Raw genomic sequence first — 24,172 nt, forward strand, 5'->3', positions numbered from 1 at the left:
GTTTTTGTACTTATTGATAAAAAAACATATTTTTGTATCAGCTCTAAATTAAATGTCATGAAAAACATATTTATAATACTTATTTATATTCTTATTATACCTACTATATTAAAAGCCAATCCGGAGAATGAAAAGTTGTTGAAAGAACTCGATAAAGTCATTTCAAACAAAAAATATTATCATAATCTGAGAGAAGAGAAGTTATCCCAATTAAAGGACAGTCTCAAGCGTTCTAATGATATAACTGAAAAATATAACATTAGTGGTGCTCTTTTCTATGAATACTTGCATTATCAGGCAGATTCATCATTATATTATATTAATATGAAGCACAAATACTTTCCGTTACTTAACAATCCGGAACTTGAAGACGAGATACTAATAAACAGAGCTGAAGTATTCGGAGTTATGGGAATGTATAATGAGGCTAAAAATGAACTTGACAAAGTTAATAAAGCCAATATAACCAATAAAGGACTTTTAGGATATTACTATAGAACTCGAAGAGCATACTACGGATGGCTTGCCGATTATACTGCTGACGACAATGCCAGCAAATGTTATTCCTTAAAGACTGAAATTTACAGAGATTCCATTTCACAACTGGGAATAACAGATATTGATTTCAAAATTAATCAAGCCGAAAGAATGATTTATGACGGCGATTATAGAAATGCAATAAAAGCTTTATTGCCGTTGTTGTCCGATTCAATAAACTTAAAACGAAAAGTATATGTGAACTATACTTTATCAGATGCTTATGAGGCTATAGGAGATACACCAAGCCAAATAAAGTATCTTGCAAGTACAGCTATAATGGATATAAAAATGTCTGAACGTGAATATGCTTCGCTACAGAAACTGGCATTACTTATGTACCATCAAGGAAATCTGGACAGAGCTTACAATTATTTGTCATGTTCTATGGAAGATGCAGTGGCTGCCAACGCAAGGCTACGCTTTCTTGAGGTAACACAAATATATCCCATCATAGATAATGCATACCAGAAAAAAGAAGCAGAAAAACAAAATGCAACAAGACGACTGCTAATTGGCATAAGTGTATTGGCTTTTCTTCTTATAATAGCGACTTTCTACCTTTATTATTGGATGAAGAAACTTTCTATTATGAGAAGAGATCTGTATAAAGCCAATAAAAAACTTGTTGAAGCCAACAAGAACCTGGCACAAACAGGGAAAATTAAGGAAGTGTATATAGCTAAATATCTTGACCGATGCGTTGTTTATCTGGAAAAGCTGGAACAATACAGACGTTCGCTTGAAAAGCTTGCAATGGCATCCAAAATTGACCAACTGTTCAAGGCTATAAGATCGGAAGAGTTCATACGCGACGAAAGAAAACTATTCTACGATGAATTTGACCGCTCATTTCTGGATCTCTTCCCCAATTTCGTGGAAGACTTCAATAATCTACTTACAGATGACAATAAAATATATCCAAAAAAGGATGAACATCTGAATACAGAACTAAGAATATTCGCCTTGATAAGACTGGGAGTTACAGATGCAAACCGCATAGCACATTTCCTTGGATACTCACTGGCTACAGTATACAATTATAGAAGCAAAATCAGGAATAAAGCCAAAGGAGATAAAGACAGATTCGAACAAGATGTAATGAACTTATAAACAATAACATATTTCATTAACCTACAGACCAACAAAACAATAATAATATAACTATACAATGAAAAAAATACCTGATTTGAGTTTCTGGAAGCTATGGAACATCAGCTTCGGATTCTTCGGTGTGCAAATTGCCTACGCACTTCAGAGTGCAAACATCAGTAGAATATTCTCCACTTTAGGGGCAGACCCGCACAGCCTTAGTTATTTCTGGATACTGCCACCATTGGCGGGAATCATTGTACAACCTATAATAGGGGCTTTGAGTGACAAGACATGGTGCCGCTTCGGACGAAGAATACCATATCTTTTTGTAGGTGCCATTATTGCGGTTCTCGTAATGTGCCTGCTACCGAACGCAGGAAGTTTCGGTATGTCCGTATCGACAGCAATGATTTTCGGACTATTGTCATTGATGTTTCTTGATACCTCGATAAACATAGCTATGCAACCATTCAAAATGATGGTTGGCGATATGGTGAATGAGAAACAAAAAGGATTGGCATATTCTATACAGAGTTTTCTATGCAATGCAGGTAGTCTGGCCGGTTATCTGTTCCCGTTTATTTTTGCAGCTATCGGAATAAGCAATATAGCTCCTAAAGGAGTAATACCGGATTCTGTTATATATTCGTTCTACATAGGTGCTGCAATACTGATTATTTGTGTCATCTATACCACAGTTAAAGTAAAGGAATATCCTCCACAGCTATATGCCGAATACCACGGGATAAGCGATAATCCGAAAGAAGAAAAGGCTAATATTTTCACACTTCTGGCTAAAGCGCCTAAGGCCTTCTGGACGGTAGGATTGGTTCAGTTCTTCTGCTGGGCAGCATTCATGTTTATGTGGACATATACAAATGGTACCGTAGCTGCAGGAGTGTTCAACACCCCTTCGGTAGAGATAATAAAGGATGGAGTTTCGCATATGGTACTGGATACCCAATCATTACAATATCAGAATGCCGGCGACTGGGTAGGAATACTTTTTGCCGTACAAGCTATAGGTTCCGTAATATGGGCAACAATAATCCCGATGATAAAAAACAGAAAAACCGCATATGCACTTAGCCTGATATTGGGAGGTATCGGATTTATATCAATAATGTTTATAAATAACCAATACGGACTATTCATATCATTCCTTCTCGTGGGATGCGCATGGGCTGCAATGCTCGCTTTACCGTTCACAATTCTGACTAATGCACTTACCGGAGGACATTTAGGAACCTACCTTGGGCTATTCAACTGCACTATTTGTATTCCGCAAATCATAGCTGCAATGGCCGGTGGATGGATTCTTAGGATTTTCACCTCAGCAGGCGAAGTTCCACCAGAAGTCAATATGCTTGTGCTTGCCGGAATATTCCTTATTATAGGAGCTCTTTGTGTTTACATAATAAAAGAAAAAGACTAAATTTTCACAGTCACAAAAAACGCTTTGTCATTTTGAGTAAAATGACAAAGCGTTTTCATTAAAACGTCAAAACGTTTTTTCTAAATATATCAAGCCTTTACACGGCCAACGTATGAACCGTCGCGAGTATCAACTTCGATAATCTCATCCTGATTGATGAACAAAGGTACACGTACAGTAGCACCTGTTTCAACTGTTGCAGGTTTTGTAGCGTTAGTAGCAGTATCACCTTTCAATCCTGGTTCAGTGTAAGTAACCTTCAACTGAACTTTAACTGGCAATTCTGCGAAAAGAATAGTTTCAGTAGAAGCGTCAGAAACTACTTCGATAACCATTTCTTCTTTCAGGAAATCAACACCTTCGATAAGATCGTGAGCGATAGGCACCTGTTCGAAAGTTTCCTGATTCATGAAGATATAATCGCTACCTTCTTTATAAAGGAACTGATAAGGACGACGTTCTACACGTACATCTTCAAGTTTTTCACCGATATTGAAACGACGTTCCAAAACATAACCGTCAACAACGTCTTTCAATTTAGTACGCATGAAAGTGTTACCTTTACCAGGTTTTACATGAAGGAAGTCGATGCAAAAATAAATCTTGCCGTCCATACGGATAGCTGTTCCGATTTTAATGTCTTGAGCATTAATCATAAGTAGAAATCTTTATATTAATATGTAATAATTGATATTCAGAGTAATAATCCGGATGCAAAATTAATCTAAATCGCGAAAAAACACAAAAAGTTTTGTGTAAAAATGACTTATATCTTTGATTATTAAAAAAAAGTCACTAATTTTGCAGCCCGAACGCATAGAATAATAACATAAATAGTATATACGAAAATGAAAAGAACATTCCAACCCTCTAACAGAAAGAGAAAAAACAAACACGGTTTCCGTGAAAGAATGGCTACTGCAAATGGTCGCCGAGTATTGGCAGCACGTCGTGCTAAAGGTCGTAAAAAATTGACTGTATCTGACGAATACAACGGAGTTAAGGCTTAAGCCGTGCTTTGGAATTAAGATTTAAGAAAAGCCGCAAGGTACTGAGACAGTATTTTGCGGCTTTTTCTGTTTTTATAAACTGTCAACAAAAAGATTAACTAAAAAAATAGTATCTTTGCCGAAAAGATTCAACAAGTTATGATAGGATTTAAAGACTTTTTCTCGTTCCGGAAAAACAGATTTTTCTGGATTAATATAACAGGAATGATAGTGGTGGTATGCGCAGTGGTATGGGGTACCCTGGCATGGCTTGATTCTTACACCAGACACGGAGAGGCACACATCGTTCCTGACGTGAAAAACAAAAGTATTGAAGAAGCTGCAAAGATTTTAAATAACGGCACAATGAAAAGTGTTGTTATAGACTCTAATTATGTAAAAGGTGTTCCGGCGGGAATGGTTCTTGAACAGACACCGGCAGCAGGCTCAAGAGTTAAAGAAGGCAGAACGGTTTATCTGACCATTACAACGACTTCCGTACCTCTGGTGGCATTGCCGGATATTATTGACAACAGTTCTGTGAGACAAGCTGCAGCAAAATTAAAGAGTATAGGTTTCAGACTTACTGAGCCTGAGCTAGTACCGGGAGAACAGGATTGGGTTTACGGCATTAAATACAGAGGCAAAGAATTGAAATCAGGAGAAAAGATACCACACGAGGCACTGCTTACACTCTGCGTGGGTGACACACACTTAAGGGATTCGCTGTCTGTAGATTCAACTTACATAGAGTTGAATGCCATACCTGAAACAGATGAGAAAGCTGAAGTAGATGATTCTTGGTTCTAATTAATAATGCAAGATGGCTGAAGATATATATTTGGACGATTTAGACGAAACATTGGATGATATTGAGCCTACCGAAGGCTCTGGAGAGCTATATGAGCACTTCAAGGTGGTAGTAGACAAGGGACAATCGCCTGTAAGAATTGACAAATATCTTTTCGAGAGAATTGTAAATGCATCAAGAAACAGGATACAGAGTGCTGCTGATGCTGGATTTGTCATGGCTAACGGAAAACCTGTGAAAAGTAGCTACAAGGTAAAACCTCTGGATGTGCTGACTGTAATGATGGATCGTCCGAAATACGACAATGACATTATCCCTGAAGACATTCCATTGGACATAGTCTATGAAGACAGTGAGCTGATGGTTATAAACAAACCGGCGGGACTGGTGGTACACCCGGGATGTGGGAATTATCATGGCACTTTAGTAAATGCCATAGCATGGCATCTTAGAGACGTTCCTACATACGATCCGAATGACCCGCAAGTTGGTCTGGTACACCGTATAGACAAAGATACTTCCGGACTGTTAGTTGTAGCAAAGACGCCTGATGCAAAGACAAGTTTGGGTATGCAGTTCTATAACAAAACTACCAAACGTGAATATAATGCACTGGTATGGGGTATAGTGGAAGAAGACGAAGGTACTATAACAGGCAACATAGGGCGTAATCCTAAAGACAGAATGCAAATGGCTGTCATGTCTGACCCTGAGCAGGGAAAGCATGCAGTGACACACTATAAGGTTTTGGAGAGACTGGGATATGTAACTCTGGTAAAATGTGTACTCGAAACAGGAAGAACGCACCAGATACGTGTACATATGAAGCACATAGGACATGTTCTTTTCAATGACGAAAGATACGGAGGAAATGAAATTCTGAAAGGTACTCACTTCAGCAAATACAAACAGTTTGTAAACAACTGTTTTGAGATATGCCCGAGACAAGCATTGCATGCGAAGACTCTTGGATTCGTCCACCCGAAAACCGGAGAAGAAATGTTTTTCACCTCAGAACTGCCCAATGACATGACAGCACTGATAGAAAAATGGAGAACTTATATAAGCAACAGAGAATAAATAAGATTGTAAGTTTGTGAGTTGATAAGTTTGTTGATAAGAAGTGATAAAGACTTAAAAACTTGGAAACTAAAGGACTTAAAAACTTAAAAACAATATGAAACGTACAGTAGCAATTATTGCAGGCGGCGACTCTTCTGAACACGAAGTGTCAATGAATAGTGCAAAAGGTATTTATTCTTTTATCGACAAAGAAAAATACAATCTTTATATAGTAGAACTAAGCAAAAAGGCATGGGAAGCCGTACTTCCAGACGGAACACGCTCTACAGTAGACAAGAATGACTTCAGCTTTATGGATGGAGCCAACAAAATAAAACCTGATTTTGCCTATATCACAATACACGGTACTCCTGGTGAGAACGGTATTCTTCAGGGATATTTTGAATTGTTGGACATTCCTTACTCTACTTGTGATGTTCTGGTTTCGGCAATGACTTTCAGCAAGTTCACACTGAACCAATATCTGAAAGGTTTCGGCATAAGAGTGGCTGAGTCTATGCTTGTGAACAAACACTTCGGTATTGAAGATAAAGATGTAGTAGAGAAGATTGGTCTTCCATGCTTTATAAAACCTAATGCAAGTGGCTCAAGCTTTGGAGTGACAAAGGTAAAGACTGTGGAACAGATACAGCCTGCCCTGCAAGCTGCCTTTGCCGAGTCGGACGACGTGATGATTGAAGCTTTCATGGACGGTATAGAACTGGCCAACGGCTGCTACAAGACAAAAGAAAAATCGGTAGTATTCCCTATAACTGAAGTTGTCAGCGACAATGAATTCTTTGACTACAATGCTAAGTATAAAGGTGAAGTCACTGAAATCACTCCTGCACGCCTTAGTCCGGAACTAACAGAAAGGGTAAAGAAACTGACATCTGCAATATATGACATTCTGGGATGTAAAGGTATTGTCAGAATAGACTATATCATAACAGAAGGCGAAAAAATAAACATGCTTGAGATAAATACCACACCTGGTATGACAGCCACAAGCTTCATTCCGCAACAGGTAAGAGCTGCCGGACTGGACATAAAAGATGTCATGACTGACATTATTGAAGAAGGGCTGGCAAAGAACAGCAAATAATATATTAACCCCAAAAACATAAAGCCATGAATATACCTGCAGAATTTGACGAAATCCGTCCTTACTCACCGGAAGAGCTGCCACAGATTTTCGAAGAGTTATTGTCCGACAAGGACTTTCAGGAGGTTGTTAAAAAGGTTATTCCTGATACACCACTTGAGGCTCTGGCCAATGTACTGCGAAATTGCAAGACTAACCTTGATGTACAGAAGAATATCTTCTACGGACTTCTCCACGACCTCATAAAAAAATGTAGCGACGGATTCAGCCTTGACTGTTCACAAATTGCAGAAAAGAACAAAGGCTATACTTTCATCTCAAATCACAGAGATATAGTATTGGACTCAGGTTTCCTGTCTGTAGGACTTATTGACAATGGTTTTCCTACTACAGTAGAAATTGCCATTGGCGACAATCTGCTCATATATCCGTGGATAAAAAAACTGGTACGTGTGAACAAGGCATTCATCGTGCAAAGAGCATTAAGCATGAGACAGATGCTCGAATCGTCAGCACGAATGTCGAGATACATACACTTTGCCGTCACACAGAAGCAGGAAAACATATGGATAGCCCAGCGTGAAGGAAGAGCAAAAGACTCTAACGACCGTACACAGGACAGCGTGCTGAAGATGCTTTCTATGGGCGGCAACGGAGATGTGATAGACAGCCTCAAGGAACTTAACATTGTGCCCCTGTCTCTATCGTATGAATATGATCCTTGCGATTTCCTCAAAGCACAGGAAATGCAATTGAAAAGGGATGTGGAAGGATTCAAGAAGAGCCAAAAGGATGACCTGGTAAATATGCAGACCGGTATCTTCGGGTACAAAGGAAGAATTCATTTCCAGGCAAGTCCGTGTATAAATGACGAACTGGAAGCACTGCGTGGATTGCCAAAGACGGAAATATTCACACGTGTTTCTGAAATTATAGACCATCATATACATAAGAACTATCGTTTATATCCTGGCAACTATATAGCTTGCGATATGTTGGATGGTAGTCAGTCAATGGCAGGACATTACACTGCGGAAGACAAAATCAAGTTCGAAGCATATCTTCAAAAGAAGATTGGACTTATTGACATTCCGGGTAAGGATGAGAGTTTCCTTAGAAATTGCATTCTTACAATGTATGCCAATCCTGCAATAAATCATTTACAGGCCATAAAAAAATGAAAGTAAAACTATACATATTATTTTTATGTTGTGTACTGACTGTAGTCGGATGCAAGGACGATGAGTATGTATATCCTAACGTACTGACGGAGATGGTGGATATAAGGACCGATTCTTCAGGAAAGTTGTCGTATTTAGACACCGATACGGGCAAGTCATACCAGATAAACGAGCGAAGCGGTCTGGAAGGTTTTACGCCAGACTCTATTTACAGAACCCTCTCTATATTCGAACCTATCAGTGACGAAACCAAAGATTTGTCTGCGACACTGTATTCTTGTCAGTTTGTTATATCTGTAGTGCCAGTGGCAGAAGAAACATTCAAGGATGGCATAAAAACCGACCCGCTTGATATAGACAGAATATGGCGTTCGGGTAAATATATAAATATGGTTCTGGACGTAATGGGCAAAGACAAGACACATATTCTGAATTTCGTAGACAAAGGAATAAGGAATAATGACGATGGAAGCAAGACCCTGGCCATAACCGTGTTCCATAGCCAAAACGGAGATTACGAGGCATTCACAAGAAAAGCTTATGCTTCCATTCCATTATGGCCGTATGAAGACAAACTTTCGAACGGCGATAAAGTGGAAATAACCATAAACACATATAAGGAAGGAATAACTACACGCGAATTCAACTATTAACACATTAAAGTAAAGTATGGTACTGAAAAGTATATATTTCATGTTCTTCGTATGCGTCTTTCTTTTTGGACTGATGGCATGCAGCTCGAAACCTAAAGACAAGTTCGTAAATCTTTCTACTGATGATTTCGAGAAACTTATCGAAAACGATAACGTGCAAAGACTGGATGTACGGACTGTGGCAGAATATAGCGAAGGACATATACCAGGTAGTATTAATTTAAATGTATTGGATGACAAATTCTCGGCCATGACAGACAGTGTACTCGACAAGTCACAACCTGTTGCCGTATATTGCAGAAGTGGAAAGAGAAGCCGTAATGCAGCCAGACTTCTCACAAAAAAAGGATATACAGTATACAACCTTGACAAAGGAATCCTAAACTGGATAGAGTTGGGAAAAGATATTGAAAAATAATGTTTATCTTTGCGCTGACTTTAAAAGGCTTATAATAAAATAAAGAAAATATATATTATATGGAAAAGAAATTCAAAAGAACAACCGTAACATCGGCACTTCCATATGCCAACGGTCCTGTACACATAGGACATCTGGCAGGAGTTTATGTACCAGCCGATATTTACGTCCGCTATCTTCGCCTTAAGAAGGAAGATGTAATCTTCATCGGCGGATCTGACGAACATGGTGTGCCTATCACTATCCGTGCAAAGAAGGAAGGCGTCACTCCACAAGACGTAGTAGACCGCTATCACACACTTATACGCGACTCTTTCAAGGAATTTGGCATCTCATTCGATGTTTACGGACGTACTTCATCAGAAATACATCATCAGACTGCTTCGGATTTCTTCCGCAAACTTTATGATAAAGGAGAATTCATAGAAAAGACTTCCGAACAATACTACGACGAAGAGGCAAAGACATTCCTTGCCGACAGATATATCACCGGCGAATGCCCTCGCTGCCACGCAGAAGGCGCATATGGCGACCAGTGCGAGAAGTGTGGTAGTACACTCTCTCCTACTGAGCTTATCAACCCTAAGAGTGCAATCAGCGGAAGCCAGCCGGTAATGAAGGAAACAAAACACTGGTATCTGCCACTCGACAAGCACGAAGGATGGTTGCGCAAATGGATTCTTGAGGACCATAAGGAATGGCGTCCTAACGTATATGGTCAGTGCAAGAGCTGGCTCGATATGGGACTTCAGCCACGTGCCGTAAGCCGTGACCTCGATTGGGGTATCCCTGTTCCTGTAGAAGGTGCAGACGGAAAAGTGCTTTACGTATGGTTCGATGCTCCTATCGGTTATATTTCAAACACAAAGGAACTTCTTCCTGATTCATGGGAAAAATGGTGGAAAGATCCTGAAACACGCCTTGTACACTTCATCGGTAAGGACAACATCGTGTTCCACTGTATCGTTTTCCCTGCCATGCTGAAGGCTGAAGGCAGCTATATCCTGCCGGACAATGTCCCTTCAAACGAATTCCTGAATCTAGAAGGTGACAAGATTTCAACTTCACGCAACTGGGCTGTGTGGTTGCACGAATATCTGAAGGACTTCCCTGGCAAGCAGGATGTTCTGCGTTATGTCCTGACAGCAAACGCTCCTGAAACAAAAGACAACGACTTCACTTGGAAAGATTTCCAGGCACGCAATAACAACGAACTTGTAGCCGTTTATGGTAACTTCGTAAACCGTGCACTCGTTCTTACAGGCAAGTATTTCGACGGTAAAGTTCCTGCTGCAGTCGAACTGACAGACTACGACCGCGAGACACTGAAAGAGTTTGCTGACGTTAAAGCTGAAGTGGAAAAACTTCTTGATGTATTCAAGTTCCGAGATGCACAGAAAGAAGCTATGAACCTGGCACGTATCGGTAACAAGTATCTTGCAGATACAGAACCTTGGAAACTTGCCAAGACAGATATGGGCCGTGTGGCTACTATCCTGAACATTGCGCTTCAGCTTGTTGCCAACCTTGCAATAGCATTCGAGCCGTTCCTTCCGTTCAGCTCTGCCAAACTTCGCGGTATGCTTAACATGGAATCTTTCGAATGGGAAAACCTTGGACGTACAGATCTTCTTGCTACAGGACATCAGTTGGGCAAGGCAGAACTTCTGTTCGAAAAGATTGAAGACAATGTGATAGAAGCACAGGTACAGAAACTTCTTGACACAAAGAAGGCTAACGAAGCTGCTGCTTACAAGGCTAACCCTATCAAGCCTACTATAGCATTCGAAGACTTCGAGAAACTTGATATCCGTGTAGGTACAGTCCTGGAATGCGAAGTAGTGCCAAAGATGAAGAAACTGCTGAAATTCAAGATTGCTGACGGACTTGAAAACCGTACTATCGTGAGTGGTATAGCTCAGCACTATAAACCTGAAGAGCTGATAGGAAAACAGGTTCTGTTCATTGCCAACCTTGCTCCACGTCAGTTCAAGAATGGTCTGGTGAGTGAAGGTATGATTCTGAGTGCCGAAAACTTCGACGGCTCACTGGCTGTTACTTCACTGCTTAAGGAAGTAAAACCAGGCAGTCAGGTTTGCTAATAAGATTACTACAAAAATCAATCATAAAGGGCGGGATATGGATGTCCCGCCTTTTTCATAAAAACCAGAAACGTGTCAAACAATTCTCTAAAAGAAAAAACAGCAAAAGGGCTTCTGTGGGGAGGACTGGGAAACGGTATCATGCAAATCCTAAACCTGGTCTTTGGCATATTTCTTGCTCGTCTGCTTACTCCTGCCGATTATGGTATGGTGGGAATGCTTGCCATATTCAGTGCAATAGCAGGAACAATACAGGAAAGCGGATTTACCAATGCTCTGGCAAACAAACAGAACATTACTCATAATGACTATAACGCTGTATTCTGGTTCAGCACTCTGACCGGTGGACTGCTCTATATAATACTATTTCTATCTGCTCCTTTGATAGCTGATTATTATAACCAACCGGACCTGATAAGACTCTCAAGAATATATTTTCTGGGATTTGTCATATCAAGCACTGCCACATCGCACAATGCTTATTTATTCAGAAACCTGATGACTAGAGAAAAAGCGACTGCGCAGATTTATGCAATAACCTTATCTTGTATTATTGGTATAATACTTGCATACAATGACATGTCGTATTGGGGACTGGCAATACAGAACCTGATATATATCGCCATAGTAAACATAAGTCTCTGGTTTTACTCACCTTGGCGCCCTACATTTAATATAGACTTCGGTCCGATAAAAGAGTTTTTTGGTTTCAGTATAAAAATACTGCTTACAAACATATTCAATCAGATAAACAACAATATATTCTCAACAATAATAGGACGCAAATTCACACCGTATTCTGTAGGACTCTATACTCAGGCAAACAAATGGAATTCAATGGGTTCATCGTTAATAAGTTCTACCATAAGCGGTGTGGCTCAACCAATATTTGCACAGGCCACAGATGATAAATCAAAACAGCTGAGCATATTCAGAAAAATGCTAAGATTTACCTCCTACATTTCTTTTCCAACCATGCTTGGATTGGCACTTATTGCCCCAGAATTCATACTCCTTACTATAAAAGATAAATGGGTGGACTGTATTCCTATTCTGCAACAATTATGTATATGGGGGGCATTTTTCCCAATTACAACATTATGTTCCCAACTTTTGATAAGCCGTGGTAAGTCTAATCTAAATCTTTACAGTAACATTACGTTGGGCTGTCTTCAGATTGCAGCTCTGTTGGTGAGCTGGAGATATGGTATAACAATAATGATTTCCACCTACGTCATCATAAACATTCTATGGATGTGGGTTTGGTATCTTATGGTGAGAAAAGAAATAGGACTAAAATTTATGGATGCAATAAAAGACATTTGTCCGTTTGCTATTATAACTATAGTTTCGGCAATAACGGCAAAAATAATTTGTGGATTCATGGATTCGCCTTACATGATATTAGCTTGTAAAATCATCATTACAGCAATTCTGTATTTGGGTATATCACGCATTGCAAACTCAAGAATACAGGATGAGATATTCTCATATTTACTTAAAAGGAAAATAAAATGATAAGTGTTATTATACCTCTGTATAACTGTGAAAAGTTTATCAAACGCAGCATCAACTCCGTCCTGAGGCAGACAGTAAAGGAGTTTGAAATAATAGTAGTGGATGATGGTTCGACAGACAAAGGTCCTGAAATCGTAAAGGATATGGACTCTTCAGTTATACGGCTGATACGTCAAGAGAACCAAGGTGTATCGTGCGCCAGAAACAGAGGTATAAAAGAATCCAGATACGAACTTGTGGCTTTTCTTGATGCCGATGACGAATGGGATACCGACCATCTGGAAACTATTATGTATCTGTACAACAAATATCCACAGTGTGGGGTATTCGCTGCTTCATACAGAATGTCTGTAGGCAATAACATCATATACCCTGAATTCAGCCCTGAAATACCTTTCAAAGACGACGGAATACTATACAATTATTATGAGGTAGCTTCAGGAAGCAACCTTCCCATTAATTCAAACACATACGCCGTAAGGAAAAGCATAATCGAATCAATTGGCGGTTACCCTACAGGTATTCCTTCAGGCGAGGATATTCTGACCATAGCCAGACTTAATGCAGTATGTGATTTTGCTTATACAACAAAAGCAACTTCCACTTACTATCTTCATAATGAAACTGTAAAGAGCGAACGACCTGTATTAAAACATGATCCTTTGGACAAACTTTTTTATGAAAACTACAAAGTATCCAAACATAAAAAAGGGGCACGCCTGTTTCTGGCATCATGGCATAAGAGAAGAATGTCCAGAGCACTGACTCTACGTAAATACGGGATAGCCACAGAACATTTCTTAAAGGCACTTACCATTATGCCATTTCAGAAAAAGCTGTACACATCATTCATAATTTCTCTGATTTCTGCAATAACCGGTAAAAGCATACTTGAACTAAACAACCTGTTAAAACATAAATAAATAACACCATGCCTACATTTACTGTTTTCCCCAATATAAAACTATCATCGGGCGGAAAAGGAAACCCATATATCAACGATTTTATTTCTGCCATCAACAATGAAGAAGGATGTAAGGTAGTGAACGAAAGTCACAAGAATCCTCTTTTGAGTATTCTGCGACCTTCCAGATGGGGTGATGTGTTCATTTTCAATTGGTTCGAGAGCATACCAGACTTCAAATATGGGTATTTACAGTCATTATTCGCAATTTTACTCATATTTATACTTAAAATCAAAGGCAAGAAAATAATATGGATTCTTCACAACAAAAAGCCACATAGTGGAAACAAAAAGATAATAAAAAGAATTCTCACTTACCTTATTGCCAAGGAGTCAGACTATATCATCACTCATGCCAGCGAAGGGGTTAACCTCATAAACGACAGATATAAATTTACAGTAGGAAAGACTTACTATATTGACCATCCAACAAAAGACAGGCTTAATATGATTAATAAACTTCAAGAAGAAAAGAAGTATGATTTACTGATCTGGGGCAATATTATAGGATACAAGGGAGTATATCAATATCTGAAATACATAAAAGAAAAAAATATAAATGATATAAGGACGTGTGTTGTAGGCAATTGTACAACACCAAAGATTGCATCCGACATAGAATCCGTTGCCGGTGAAAATACAACACTGATTTTTAGGGGAGCATCTTTTGAGGAACTGGCAGGATACATAGCCTCATCTGAATTTGTACTGATGCCATATCTTCAAGACTCGATTTTAAGTTCGGGTATCCTGATGGATTCTCTGTCCTTCGGAGCAAAAGTCATAGGTCCAAATACAGGTTCATTTAAAGACTATGCAAAAGACAAAAATCTGAATGTCTATGTTTTCGATGAATATAAAGACATCTCTGAAATTGTAAAAAACAAACGTGGAATAAAAATCTCTTATGATTGTTACAAGAGATTTTTGGATAACAATAACTGGAAAAACTTTATACACAAAGCATTAAAGCTAGTAATAAACAAAGCATAATCCATTTTATTTTTTCAGTACCATAAGAGGTATATTCCCCAAAGCTGAAGCAACCTCAGAGTAACTACTACCGCACGAACCGAAAATCTTGTCTGTTTTGGAGAGTATATACATTTCGGACACCGCCTCCTTGATACCAGAAACTGAATTACGGTCTGCCTCCGATGATGAGCAGTATATTCTGTCGCCATATCTGTCTTTAAACTCACTTTTCACACTTTCAGAGTCTGTCGCCAGATATATGGAAAGAGAAGGATGAAGAAGAAGTTCTTCATCGATAACTCTGTAAAACAATTCATTAGGGCTATTGTTTATAGACACACTATGGTCCGTTCTTCTGACATGAACGCCAATTCTATAGTCTGACATTCCAAGAATTACAGAATCAATTTTTGCCTGTATCTCTGGTACAGGTCTGAATAATTCGGAAAACAAGCCTTCAGGAAAGTCAATTATAGGATAGCATGAAGAGATATAAAGATTTCCTTCAGATAAAAAATTCATGAATGTATTTACATCTCTATTATAACCATTCATTTCATGGTCGTAAGCCCTGTTACGGAAAAGAGCAATCTGTGGCACTAAAGGCAACCATAGATTATGCTTTCGGGGATGGTCGTACAACAGTTTGCTTAAAAGTGAATCTTCGTGAATTGTAATGTTGCCTGATTCTATTTCGCCAAATATACTGGCAAAAGAAGAATTCAAACCTTTGTCACGGAACCAATAGACATTAAGGGAGCTTCCGGAAAGTCTGCACAAATATACAGCCGAAGCTATAGCACGCATTCTGTTTGCAAGTCCTCCTATCGGGAGTAAAGTTATATTTCCGTTCCTACCCATTTTGTCTTCTGTTTCTTTAATCTGTAATCCAAGCTTGAATATTGAATGCAAAAATAGGCAAGTTTATCGGTTTTTCATTCACTAACGCACATTATAAATCAAAAAATTGAAACAACCGTGCTTTCTGATATTATTTATTATTAACTTCACACCCATTATGAAAATAGCATTAGTCAAACAAGAAGTATATCAGGACCTTTATGTCTGCCCTGTAACAGAGAAAAACGCGGCAAACATTCTCTTCTCATCAATGGGAAGAGTGGGACCTATCGGCCTTATGGCAGAACTCGATGCCGACTTTTATATAGTGAAAGAAGAGCCGGAGTACGAAACACAGATTTACCGTAAAGTAATACCGCACATAGCCAAGCATCTGTATCTGCTCAAGACTGAGACACTCGACAAGATTCCGGGACAGGAATTCAAACAACCCGGTAGTCCATACCCTAACGGTAAATTCGCTATAGACTGCCACGCTATAGACTGGAGTAAATACGATGTAGTGATTTCCATTAACGTCAGTCTGCCGACATCTGTAGTAAGAACCTACCCGCAGACACTTTTCACATATATGATAGGCGAAGCCAACATGGCTATGGGAAGCGTACACTTCGGATACGATGTCACAATGAACCAGATGGCAAGAGGAATAGTATCCAGGAAATGCGGCATTATGGATTTTCCATATACATTCCTCAGTTCGGACACCCTGCAGAAAATCATGCATAACCATCTGGGACGAGAATCGGAAAATAAAGGTATCTTTATGGAAATCAATTCTACTACAGAACGTCCCGTAACAAAGGCTCCCGCACATTTCCAACCTCTTATAGACGCAGGATATGAGATAATTCTACACAAACAGCGTATATTCGACAATCTGAAGAGTATATATGATGCAAAATATTTCATAAAGATGGGAGGACGACATATACGCGGGAACTCTGTGGCAGAGGCTGTTTCCTTAGGAACACTGGCTATAATGAACAAGAATGAAGTTACACACCACGAACTGATAATAGACGAGTGCGACGTAAAGACAATGGACCAGATGGTAAGTCTGATAAACAAGTTGGAAAATAATCCGGATTTATATCAGGAACTTTTGGCAAAACAACGTAAGGTGTTGAAAGAATTATTCTTCGATGCTCCGGTACAGTCGCTTGCCAATTGTCTGGAAGAAAAAAGAAAAGCCGGAAAGGCAAGACCTTATAAATGGTATAACAAGATATCAGACAGACTCTGCTTTATCAGGTAACAAGGTATCAGTTACAAGTTAACAAGACTTCAAATTCAAGGTTATGCGTCCAGATAGAAACATTGTTAACTTGTAACCAAAGAACTTAAGAACTAACAAACTCAAAGAAACATGAATGCCCCAATACTCCTCTTCGTTTTCAACCGTCCAGACCACGTACGCCGGACAGTAGAAGCTCTGCAACGCAATACTCTCGCTGCCGAAAGCATACTGTATATATATTCCGATGCAGCACGCACCCCTGAACAGAAGGGCGCCGTAAGCGAAGTAAGAAGATACATACACACCATAAACGGGTTCAAGGAAATAAACATCATTGTAAGAGAGGAAAACTGGGGACTTGCCAAAAGTATAATTGACGGTGTAACCACACGTGTGAAAGAATATGGTAGAGTCATTGTATTGGAAGATGATCTTATTACTGCACCATATTTCCTTCAGTTCATGAACGATGCACTAGAAACCTACAAGAACGAAGAAAGAGTGGGACACATACAAGGATGTGATTTCACCCAAGAGCCTTCACTGCCAGATACTTTTCTCATAAAATGGACCGGGAGCTGGGGATGGGCTACATGGGAACGTGCATGGAAATATTTCAATCCAGACGGAAAGGCTCTTCTAAAAGAACTCGAAGACAGAAAACTGACATATACCTTCGATTTCAATGGGAAATACGGATACACGCGTATGCTCCGTCGCCAGATTGAAGGCAAGAACAATTCCTGGGCTATAAGATGGAATGCATCACTTTTCCTTAATGATATCCTTTCGTTGAACGTTGGTAAATCACTGGTACAAAACGAAGGTTTCGACGGAAGCGGGACCAATTGTGGCGGTGGCGGACTATATTCTTCAAATCTTTATATGGACAAAATTGAAGTGAAAAAAATCACTCCGACAGTAGAAAACGAAGAAGCCAGGATGGCTTACGTGAAATACTATGCACGAACAAATTCATTCATGGCAAAAGCTATAAGAAGAATAAAACGTACTTTGAAAGGCGATTTCGGCAGATAAAATAGGCTCTGATGCCGTTTTTAACTATATTATCATTAATTATTCCTGCATCATTTGGGATAAAAAAGGTCAGTAAGCATTATCTTTGCAAAAAATTCCCGACAATGAGAATACTAATCATAAACACGGCAGAACGTATAGGAGGTGCAGCCATTGCAGCCAGCCGACTGATGGATGCGCTAAAGAACAACGGTATAAAAACCAAAATGCTTGTCCGCAACAAGCAGACAGAGCAGCTAACCGTAATTCCACTGAAGAGTTCATGGAGGAGAATATGGCAATTCGCCTGGGAACGCATTGTCATATGGATAGCAAACGGATTTACCAGACGAAATCTCTTTGCCGTGGATATAGCAAATACGGGAACAGACATCACCAAACTACACGAATTTGTTCAGGCAGACGTAATTCACCTGCACTGGATAAATCAGGGAATGCTTTCTCTTAATGACATCGACAAGATTCTGAAATCAGGAAAGCCTGTAGTATGGACCATGCACGACATGTGGCCCTTCACTGGAATATGCCACTATGCCGGAGCATGCAAAAAGTACGAAAGCCAGTGCCATAACTGCGAGTTGTTGTTAAGGCCACATAAAAAGGACTTATCTTATAAAATATTCAAAAAGAAACAGAAGATATTCTCAAACGCCAACATAACTTTTGTAGCATGCAGCCACTGGTTGGAAGAAATAGCAAAAAACAGTGCATTAATCAATACTCAGAATATAACCAGCATACCTAATGCAATAAACACCAACCTGTTCATGCCTCGTAACAAGAGACAGGCAAGGGAAAAACTTAATTTACCTCAGGACAAGAAACTCTTACTTTTTGGTTCGGTAAAAATAACAGACAAACGTAAGGGAATAGACTATCTTATTGAGGCATGCAAGATTCTGACACAAAACAGTCCGGAACTAAGCAAAGAACTTGGTGTAGTTATCTTAGGCTCACACTCGGAACAGTGTACATCACTCTTTCCATTCCCAATATATACCATGAACTATGTGAAAAGTGAAAAGGATTTGGTTGACATATACAATTCAGTTGATATATACGTCACACCATCATTACAGGACAATTTGCCTAATACCATTGTAGAAGCCATGTCATGCGGTATTCCATGTGTAGGATTCCAGACAGGAGGCATTCCGCAGATGATAGACCATCTGCACAATGGATATGTGGCCGAATACAAATCTGCTTCCGACCTGGCAAATGGTATAAAGTGGGTACTCACCGATGGAGACTACCAGACATTGAGCGAGGAGGCACACCGTAAGGCTGTAAATACATATTCAGAAACAACAGTTGCACACCAATATCTACAGATATACAACAAGCTAACAGGGAAAAATGCATAACACCGCCCCAAACCACCATATACAACACCTACATCCCAGGTTCAGCATTATAACAGTAACTTATAATGCTGGTAAAGTACTGGAAGACACTATACAGAGTGTCATTACACAGTCGTATAAAAATGTAGAATACATTATAGTTGACGGTGGTTCGAAAGACAATACCCTTAACATTATAGAAAAATACAAACAACATATAGCACATCTTGTAAGTGAACCAGACAACGGCCTATATGATGCAATGAACAAAGGGATTAAACTTGCAACAGGTGACTATCTGTGCTTTCTAAATGCAGGCGACGAACTGCACGAAGACGATACACTATTATGCATGGTGCACAGCATTAAGGAAGATACACTGCCCGATGTAATTTATGGAGAAACAGAGATAGTTGACGAAAACGGACATTTCATCAGGATGCGCCGTCTGTCATCTCCAAAAGTTCTGACATGGAAAAGTTTCAAGAAAGGTATGCTGGTATGTCATCAGGCATTCTTTGCACGTCGCGAACTGGCTGTAGACGAACCATATAATCTGAAATACCGCTTCTCTGCCGATTTTGACTGGTGCATTCGCATTATGAAAAAAAGCAAGAATATCCATAACTCAGGACTCACCGTAATAGACTATCTTAATGAAGGAATGACTACACGTAACCATAAGAAATCCCTTATGGAACGTTTCAGAATAATGTGTCATCATTACGGATACGTTTCTACTATTGCCCATCACTTATGGTTTGTAGTAAGAGCAATAATAAAGAAATAAACACATCTAATAAAGACAGTTGAAAAGACATCTTAATAAATCCGAAAAACAAATAAGATGATAATAATAAATTTGTAATAATTACAGTTTTATATATTTTTGTCTCATAAGTAATTCATTAACCATCTAAAACCAAAGCTTATGAGAAAAATCTTATCACTACTGACATTATTCACATTGTTGTTTTCCCTACAAGTTTTTTCACAAGAAAAACAGTATCAACTGTCAAGTCATATTCTTGATATTAACACGGGATCCCCGGCAAAAGATGTGAAAATAAGTCTGTCCAAAATGAATGACAAACAAAATTGGACTTTAATTGACGAGAAAACCACAGACGAAAACGGAAGAGTAAAGGACTTACTCCCACAAGATAAAAAATCCGACAACAAAGGTATATACAAACTTACATTCTACACAGAACCATACTTCAAGCTACAGAACAAAGAGTCATTTTATCCATTTATTGAAGTTGTATTCGAAATAAAGGACAACAGCCATTATCATGTACCAATCACACTGTCACCTTTCGGATATTCAACTTATAGAGGAAACTGATACACATAAAAAAGAAAAACTATTATTAATACCAATAGAACAACATTAATAATAGTTTCTCTTTTTAAACAACATATCTATATTTTACAAAGCCTTAAGCATTCTCTTTAATACTACAGTAGCAGAAATCTCACGATTGGCAGCTTCCGGTATTACCAATGATGTAGGTGCCTCTATCACATCATCAGTAACAATCATATTTCTACGCACAGGCAGACAATGCATAAAGAAAGCGTTGTTTGTCACCTTCATATGTTCGGTATCAACAGTCCATGACATATCTTTGGAAAGCACTTTTCCATAGTCAGCCGGATTAGTCACTCCCGGACACGCCCAGTTCTTGGCATATATAAAATCAGCACCCTCGAATGCCTTCAACTGATTATACTCTACTGTTGCCCCACGAACAAATTTAGGGTCAAGTTCATATCCTTCAGGATGAGTGATTACGAAATCCACATCAGCTTCATTCATGAAATCAGCAAAAGAGTTTGGAACAGCTTGTGGAAGCGCCTTTGGATGTGGTGCCCAAGTAAGTACCACCTTAGGACGGTCTTTTTTCTTATATTCCTCGATAGTTATCAAATCGGCAAAGGCCTGAAGAGGATGACCTGTAGCTGCTTCCATAGAGAAAACCGGTTTTCCTGAATATTTGATAAACTGATTAAGAATTTTTTCTGTATAATCATCAGTGCGGCTTTCAAACTGCGCAAAAGAACGTACACCTATAATATCGCAATACGAAGCCATTACAGGGATAGCTTCAAGCAAATGCTCGCTTTTATCACCATCCATAACAACTCCACGTTCAGTTTCCAGTTTCCATGCTCCCTGATTCACATCCAGCACAATAACATCCATTCCCAAGTTTCGTGCAGCTTTCTGAGTACTAAGACGAGTACGCAGACTATTATTAAAGAAAATCAGCAGACAAGTTTTATGTTTTCCCAGTGCTTCATACTTGTAACGGTCCTTTTTTATTTCAAAAGCCTCAGCCAATGCTGTCTTCAAGTCACCCAAGTCGAATACGTTTGTATATGTCTTCATAATCACAATGTATATTAATTAGTTTTTCAACGCAAAAATACTATAAAAATGCAATAAATCATGTTTTTTCATAGATTTATTGCATATATTTTCTATTTTGATATTATTTTCTTATCTGTCCTTCACCATCAATCAACCATTTATAGGTTGTAATTTCCTTTAATCCCATAGGACCTCTGGCATGCAGTTTCTGGGTACTAATACCAATCTCCGCTCCCAGACCAAACTGTGCACCGTCAGTAAACGAAGTTGGAGCATTTACATATACACATGCTGCATCTACCGCTTTTCTGAAATAACCGGCAGCCCTATTATCTTCCGTAACTATACACTCGCTATGCCTTGAACTATATTTATAGATATGGGTAACAGCTTCCTCAATATCGCTAACAGTCCTTACAGACATCTTATAATCAAGAAACTCTGTTCCATAGCTGTCTTTAGTAGCAGGTTTCAATAGTTCAGAAGGATAACAGTCCTCAAGAGCCTGAAATGCCGGTTTATCGGCATAAATCACCACATTGCTGTCGGCAAGAAGTTTACATAACTGGGGCAAATCCGAAAGTCTGTCGGCATGAACAATCAAACAATCAAGTGCATTGCATACACTCACCCTTCTTGTTTTGGCATTATTTATAATCCTTGCTCCTTTCTCCACATCTCCTGCCAAATCAAAATAAGTATGACATATTCCGGCTCCTGTCTCAATAACCGGAACTGTGGATTCCTTACGTACATAATTAATCAGATTGCTGCTTCCACGAGGAATAATAAGATCAACATAATCATTGGCATGCAACAATTCTGTTGTAGCCTCTCTGTCTGCCGGCAACAGTTGGACCACATTCCTGTCCACACCAAATTTATCAAGCACAGCATGTATTACCTCAACAATGGCTTTATTAGAATTATACGCATCGCTTCCCCCTTTAAGAATACATGCACTACCACTCTTCAGGCATAGTGAAAACACGTCAAAACTCACATTAGGTCTGGCCTCATAAATCACTCCAATGACACCAAAAGGAACACTTACCTTTTTTATCTTAAGTCCGTTCGGTCTTACATCCTCATACAACACATTACCCAATGGCGAATGGAGCTTTGCCACATTCCTCATATCCGACGAAATATCTTCAATACGCGAAACGGTCAATTTAAGTCTGTCATATTTAGGATCCGAAGGGTCCATCAGTGCAAGATCCATAGCATTAGCCTTCAAAATAGGATCACTATATTCTATAGCTGCGTCAGCAACAGCCGTAATAATATCATTAATAAGTTTTTCATTCATCAGAGCCAACTTACGCGAAGCAAGCTTTATTGCCTGAAAAGTTTCATTTAGTCTCATATTACTCCGTTTTTCAATTCATTATTTGCAAAAATATCATTAATATTTGAAAACGAGTTAAATCCGTTCAAAAAACTTTCACAAATAAAAAAGATAATATTTCTGACATGTTTCATTACAATTTATTTGCTTTTAAGGAGAAAAAAACTTAACTTTGAAATATCACAGAGAGAATGAACATAATTATTAACCATTAAAAAACAAATACTATGGCAGATTTCAATTATGATGCATTGACAGAAGTTTTCCGGGGCAATCTTTGGGAAGCAGAATTAGTAAAAGGCTTGTTGGAGTCCGAAGGTGTTCAAGCCATGATAAAAGATGAAACACTATCAGCCGTTACATCTCCATACTCTGACATGGGAGGAGAAGTTTTAGTAATGGTCAATAAGGAAGAGGAAGTATATGCAAAGAAAGTAGTAGCTGAAAGAAAGAAAGCATGAACAAAATATTTTCCACATTTATAATACTTTTACTATCAGTGATATCGGTCAGTGCCAAAAACCTCAAGCCCACATCGTGGGAATCATATGGGGTAACTTTTCTGGCACCGGCCGATATTATTATTGAAGACGATTCGGAAGAAAGCTTAACCATAAGCAACTCCGATATATCCATAAACATTCAATTACTTTACGGCGACGGATTAAAAGAAAAAGAACTAATTGACGATTTAAAGCACATCACCCAAGAAGACAATCTGAAACAAACATCCGAAATCTCCCCAATAGAACTGATTCATTTTTTCGGTGCATACATTACAGGAACATGCGAAACCGACCAATGTCTTTACTCATATCTTACCACTAAAGACAACGCATGCAGTTTTTATATATCAATTATATGTGGCAAGTCTGACCTATCTCTAGCAAAAGAAATTCTAAGAAGTTTCAAACTGGAGTAGGAACATACGGTTCATTTTTCCTTACACCTCTCAAATCGATATTATTCTTTAAATGATGAATAACAGATGAATTCTATTGTTTGGAGCTGATCTGAACTTATGTGAAGCAAAAAAGAAGCGTTAACTGCTTTATTCTGTGCAATTAACGCTTCTTTTTCTTTGGGGATCAGCCAATGCTTGAACCTGGGACCT

Annotated in this window: 24 protein-coding genes; 20 read left to right on the forward strand and 4 right to left on the reverse strand. The window is 38.9% G+C overall.

Annotation, left to right across the window (positions count from 1 at the left end; translation table 11 throughout):
* Positions 1–57 precede the first annotated feature (57 nt).
* Both I6E11_RS09145 and I6E11_RS09150 read left to right on the forward strand, forming a co-directional pair.
* Entirely contained in the window at positions 58–1,650 is a 1,593-nt protein-coding gene (locus I6E11_RS09145; RefSeq protein WP_235337757.1) for a SusR family glycan utilization regulator, read from the forward strand.
* A gap of 58 nt (positions 1,651–1,708) precedes the next feature.
* Positions 1,709–3,067: an MFS transporter gene (locus I6E11_RS09150; protein WP_235337758.1), complete on the forward strand. Its 1,359-nt coding sequence runs from the start codon at positions 1,709–1,711 to the stop codon at positions 3,065–3,067.
* Positions 3,068–3,156: 89 nt separating this feature from the next.
* On the opposite strand, the gene efp is transcribed toward I6E11_RS09150, so the two are convergent.
* Positions 3,157–3,723, reverse strand: coding sequence for an elongation factor P (efp, locus tag I6E11_RS09155; protein ID WP_235337759.1), 567 nt, complete (start codon positions 3,721–3,723; stop codon positions 3,157–3,159).
* 192 nt (positions 3,724–3,915) lie between these two features.
* Between efp and rpmH the strand changes: the two genes are divergently transcribed.
* From rpmH to I6E11_RS09210, 11 genes are all read left to right on the forward strand, one after another.
* Positions 3,916–4,077: a 50S ribosomal protein L34 gene (gene rpmH, locus I6E11_RS09160; RefSeq protein WP_004292199.1), complete on the forward strand. Its 162-nt coding sequence runs from the start codon at positions 3,916–3,918 to the stop codon at positions 4,075–4,077.
* Positions 4,078–4,215: 138 nt separating this feature from the next.
* Positions 4,216–4,866 (forward strand): PASTA domain-containing protein, encoded by a 651-nt coding sequence (locus I6E11_RS09165; protein WP_235337760.1) that lies wholly within the window; start codon positions 4,216–4,218, stop codon positions 4,864–4,866.
* A gap of 13 nt (positions 4,867–4,879) precedes the next feature.
* The gene (locus tag I6E11_RS09170; RefSeq protein ID WP_235337761.1) at positions 4,880–5,947 is read left to right on the forward strand and encodes an RluA family pseudouridine synthase; all 1,068 of its coding nucleotides are present in this window, start codon (positions 4,880–4,882) and stop codon (positions 5,945–5,947) included.
* 97 nt (positions 5,948–6,044) lie between these two features.
* On the forward strand, positions 6,045–7,034 hold the full coding sequence (locus I6E11_RS09175; protein WP_235337762.1) for a D-alanine--D-alanine ligase: 990 nt from the start codon (positions 6,045–6,047) through the stop codon (positions 7,032–7,034).
* Positions 7,035–7,060: 26 nt separating this feature from the next.
* Complete coding sequence (locus tag I6E11_RS09180) at positions 7,061–8,215, forward strand: acyltransferase (protein ID WP_235337763.1); 1,155 nt, start codon at positions 7,061–7,063, stop codon at positions 8,213–8,215.
* A complete protein-coding gene (locus I6E11_RS09185; RefSeq protein ID WP_235337764.1) occupies positions 8,212–8,868 on the forward strand; it encodes a NigD1/NigD2 family lipoprotein in 657 nt (218 codons plus the stop codon). Before I6E11_RS09180 ends, I6E11_RS09185 begins: the two co-directional genes overlap by 4 nt.
* Positions 8,869–8,884: 16 nt before the next feature.
* A complete protein-coding gene (locus I6E11_RS09190; RefSeq protein ID WP_235337765.1) occupies positions 8,885–9,286 on the forward strand; it encodes a rhodanese-like domain-containing protein in 402 nt (133 codons plus the stop codon).
* 59 nt (positions 9,287–9,345) lie between these two features.
* Positions 9,346–11,388 (forward strand): methionine--tRNA ligase, encoded by a 2,043-nt coding sequence (gene metG / locus I6E11_RS09195; RefSeq protein ID WP_235337766.1) that lies wholly within the window; start codon positions 9,346–9,348, stop codon positions 11,386–11,388.
* A 72-nt stretch (positions 11,389–11,460) separates the two neighbouring features.
* Positions 11,461–12,906, forward strand: coding sequence for a lipopolysaccharide biosynthesis protein (locus I6E11_RS09200; protein WP_235337767.1), 1,446 nt, complete (start codon positions 11,461–11,463; stop codon positions 12,904–12,906).
* Complete coding sequence (locus I6E11_RS09205; protein ID WP_235337768.1) at positions 12,903–13,829, forward strand: glycosyltransferase family 2 protein; 927 nt, start codon at positions 12,903–12,905, stop codon at positions 13,827–13,829. Before I6E11_RS09200 ends, I6E11_RS09205 begins: the two co-directional genes overlap by 4 nt.
* 8 nt (positions 13,830–13,837) lie before the next feature.
* Positions 13,838–14,863 carry a glycosyltransferase family protein gene (locus tag I6E11_RS09210; RefSeq protein WP_235337769.1) on the forward strand — a complete coding sequence of 342 codons (1,026 nt, stop codon included), beginning with the start codon at positions 13,838–13,840 and terminating at the stop codon, positions 14,861–14,863.
* Between the two features lie 6 nt (positions 14,864–14,869).
* Here I6E11_RS09210 and I6E11_RS09215 read toward each other — a convergent pair whose 3' ends face one another.
* Positions 14,870–15,757: an O-fucosyltransferase family protein gene (locus tag I6E11_RS09215; RefSeq protein WP_235337770.1), complete on the reverse strand. Its 888-nt coding sequence runs from the start codon at positions 15,755–15,757 to the stop codon at positions 14,870–14,872.
* A 106-nt stretch (positions 15,758–15,863) separates the two neighbouring features.
* Between I6E11_RS09215 and I6E11_RS09220 the strand changes: the two genes are divergently transcribed.
* The 5 genes from I6E11_RS09220 (at position 15,864) to uraH (ending at position 20,678) form a co-directional block, all read left to right on the forward strand.
* Positions 15,864–16,964 (forward strand): hypothetical protein, encoded by a 1,101-nt coding sequence (locus I6E11_RS09220; protein WP_235337771.1) that lies wholly within the window; start codon positions 15,864–15,866, stop codon positions 16,962–16,964.
* Positions 16,965–17,075: 111 nt separating this feature from the next.
* Positions 17,076–17,984, forward strand: a complete 909-nt coding sequence (locus I6E11_RS09225; RefSeq protein WP_235337772.1) for a glycosyltransferase family protein — start codon at positions 17,076–17,078, stop codon at positions 17,982–17,984.
* Positions 17,985–18,088: 104 nt separating this feature from the next.
* Positions 18,089–19,351, forward strand: coding sequence for a glycosyltransferase family 4 protein (locus I6E11_RS09230; protein WP_235337773.1), 1,263 nt, complete (start codon positions 18,089–18,091; stop codon positions 19,349–19,351).
* Entirely contained in the window at positions 19,344–20,120 is a 777-nt protein-coding gene (locus tag I6E11_RS09235; protein WP_235337774.1) for a glycosyltransferase family 2 protein, read from the forward strand. Before I6E11_RS09230 ends, I6E11_RS09235 begins: the two co-directional genes overlap by 8 nt.
* Positions 20,121–20,261: 141 nt before the next feature.
* Complete coding sequence (gene uraH, locus I6E11_RS09240) at positions 20,262–20,678, forward strand: hydroxyisourate hydrolase (RefSeq protein WP_235337775.1); 417 nt, start codon at positions 20,262–20,264, stop codon at positions 20,676–20,678.
* 84 nt (positions 20,679–20,762) lie between these two features.
* On the opposite strand, the gene I6E11_RS09245 is transcribed toward uraH, so the two are convergent.
* Both I6E11_RS09245 and I6E11_RS09250 read right to left on the reverse strand, forming a co-directional pair.
* Positions 20,763–21,725, reverse strand: a complete 963-nt coding sequence (locus tag I6E11_RS09245) for a Rossmann-fold NAD(P)-binding domain-containing protein (protein WP_235337776.1) — start codon at positions 21,723–21,725, stop codon at positions 20,763–20,765.
* Positions 21,726–21,828: 103 nt separating this feature from the next.
* The gene (locus tag I6E11_RS09250; RefSeq protein ID WP_235337777.1) at positions 21,829–23,076 is read right to left on the reverse strand and encodes a glutamate-5-semialdehyde dehydrogenase; all 1,248 of its coding nucleotides are present in this window, start codon (positions 23,074–23,076) and stop codon (positions 21,829–21,831) included.
* A gap of 209 nt (positions 23,077–23,285) precedes the next feature.
* Between I6E11_RS09250 and I6E11_RS09255 the strand changes: the two genes are divergently transcribed.
* On the forward strand, positions 23,286–23,519 hold the full coding sequence (locus tag I6E11_RS09255; protein WP_235337778.1) for a DUF2007-related protein: 234 nt from the start codon (positions 23,286–23,288) through the stop codon (positions 23,517–23,519).
* Entirely contained in the window at positions 23,516–23,980 is a 465-nt protein-coding gene (locus I6E11_RS09260) for an amidohydrolase family protein (RefSeq protein WP_235337779.1), read from the forward strand. The genes I6E11_RS09255 and I6E11_RS09260 overlap by 4 nt, the downstream gene beginning before the upstream one ends.
* Positions 23,981–24,172 lie beyond the last annotated feature (192 nt).

Origin of the sequence: Bacteroides caecigallinarum (genome assembly GCF_021531075.1) — a bacterium.
Lineage (GTDB): Bacteria > Bacteroidota > Bacteroidia > Bacteroidales > Bacteroidaceae > Phocaeicola > Phocaeicola caecigallinarum_B.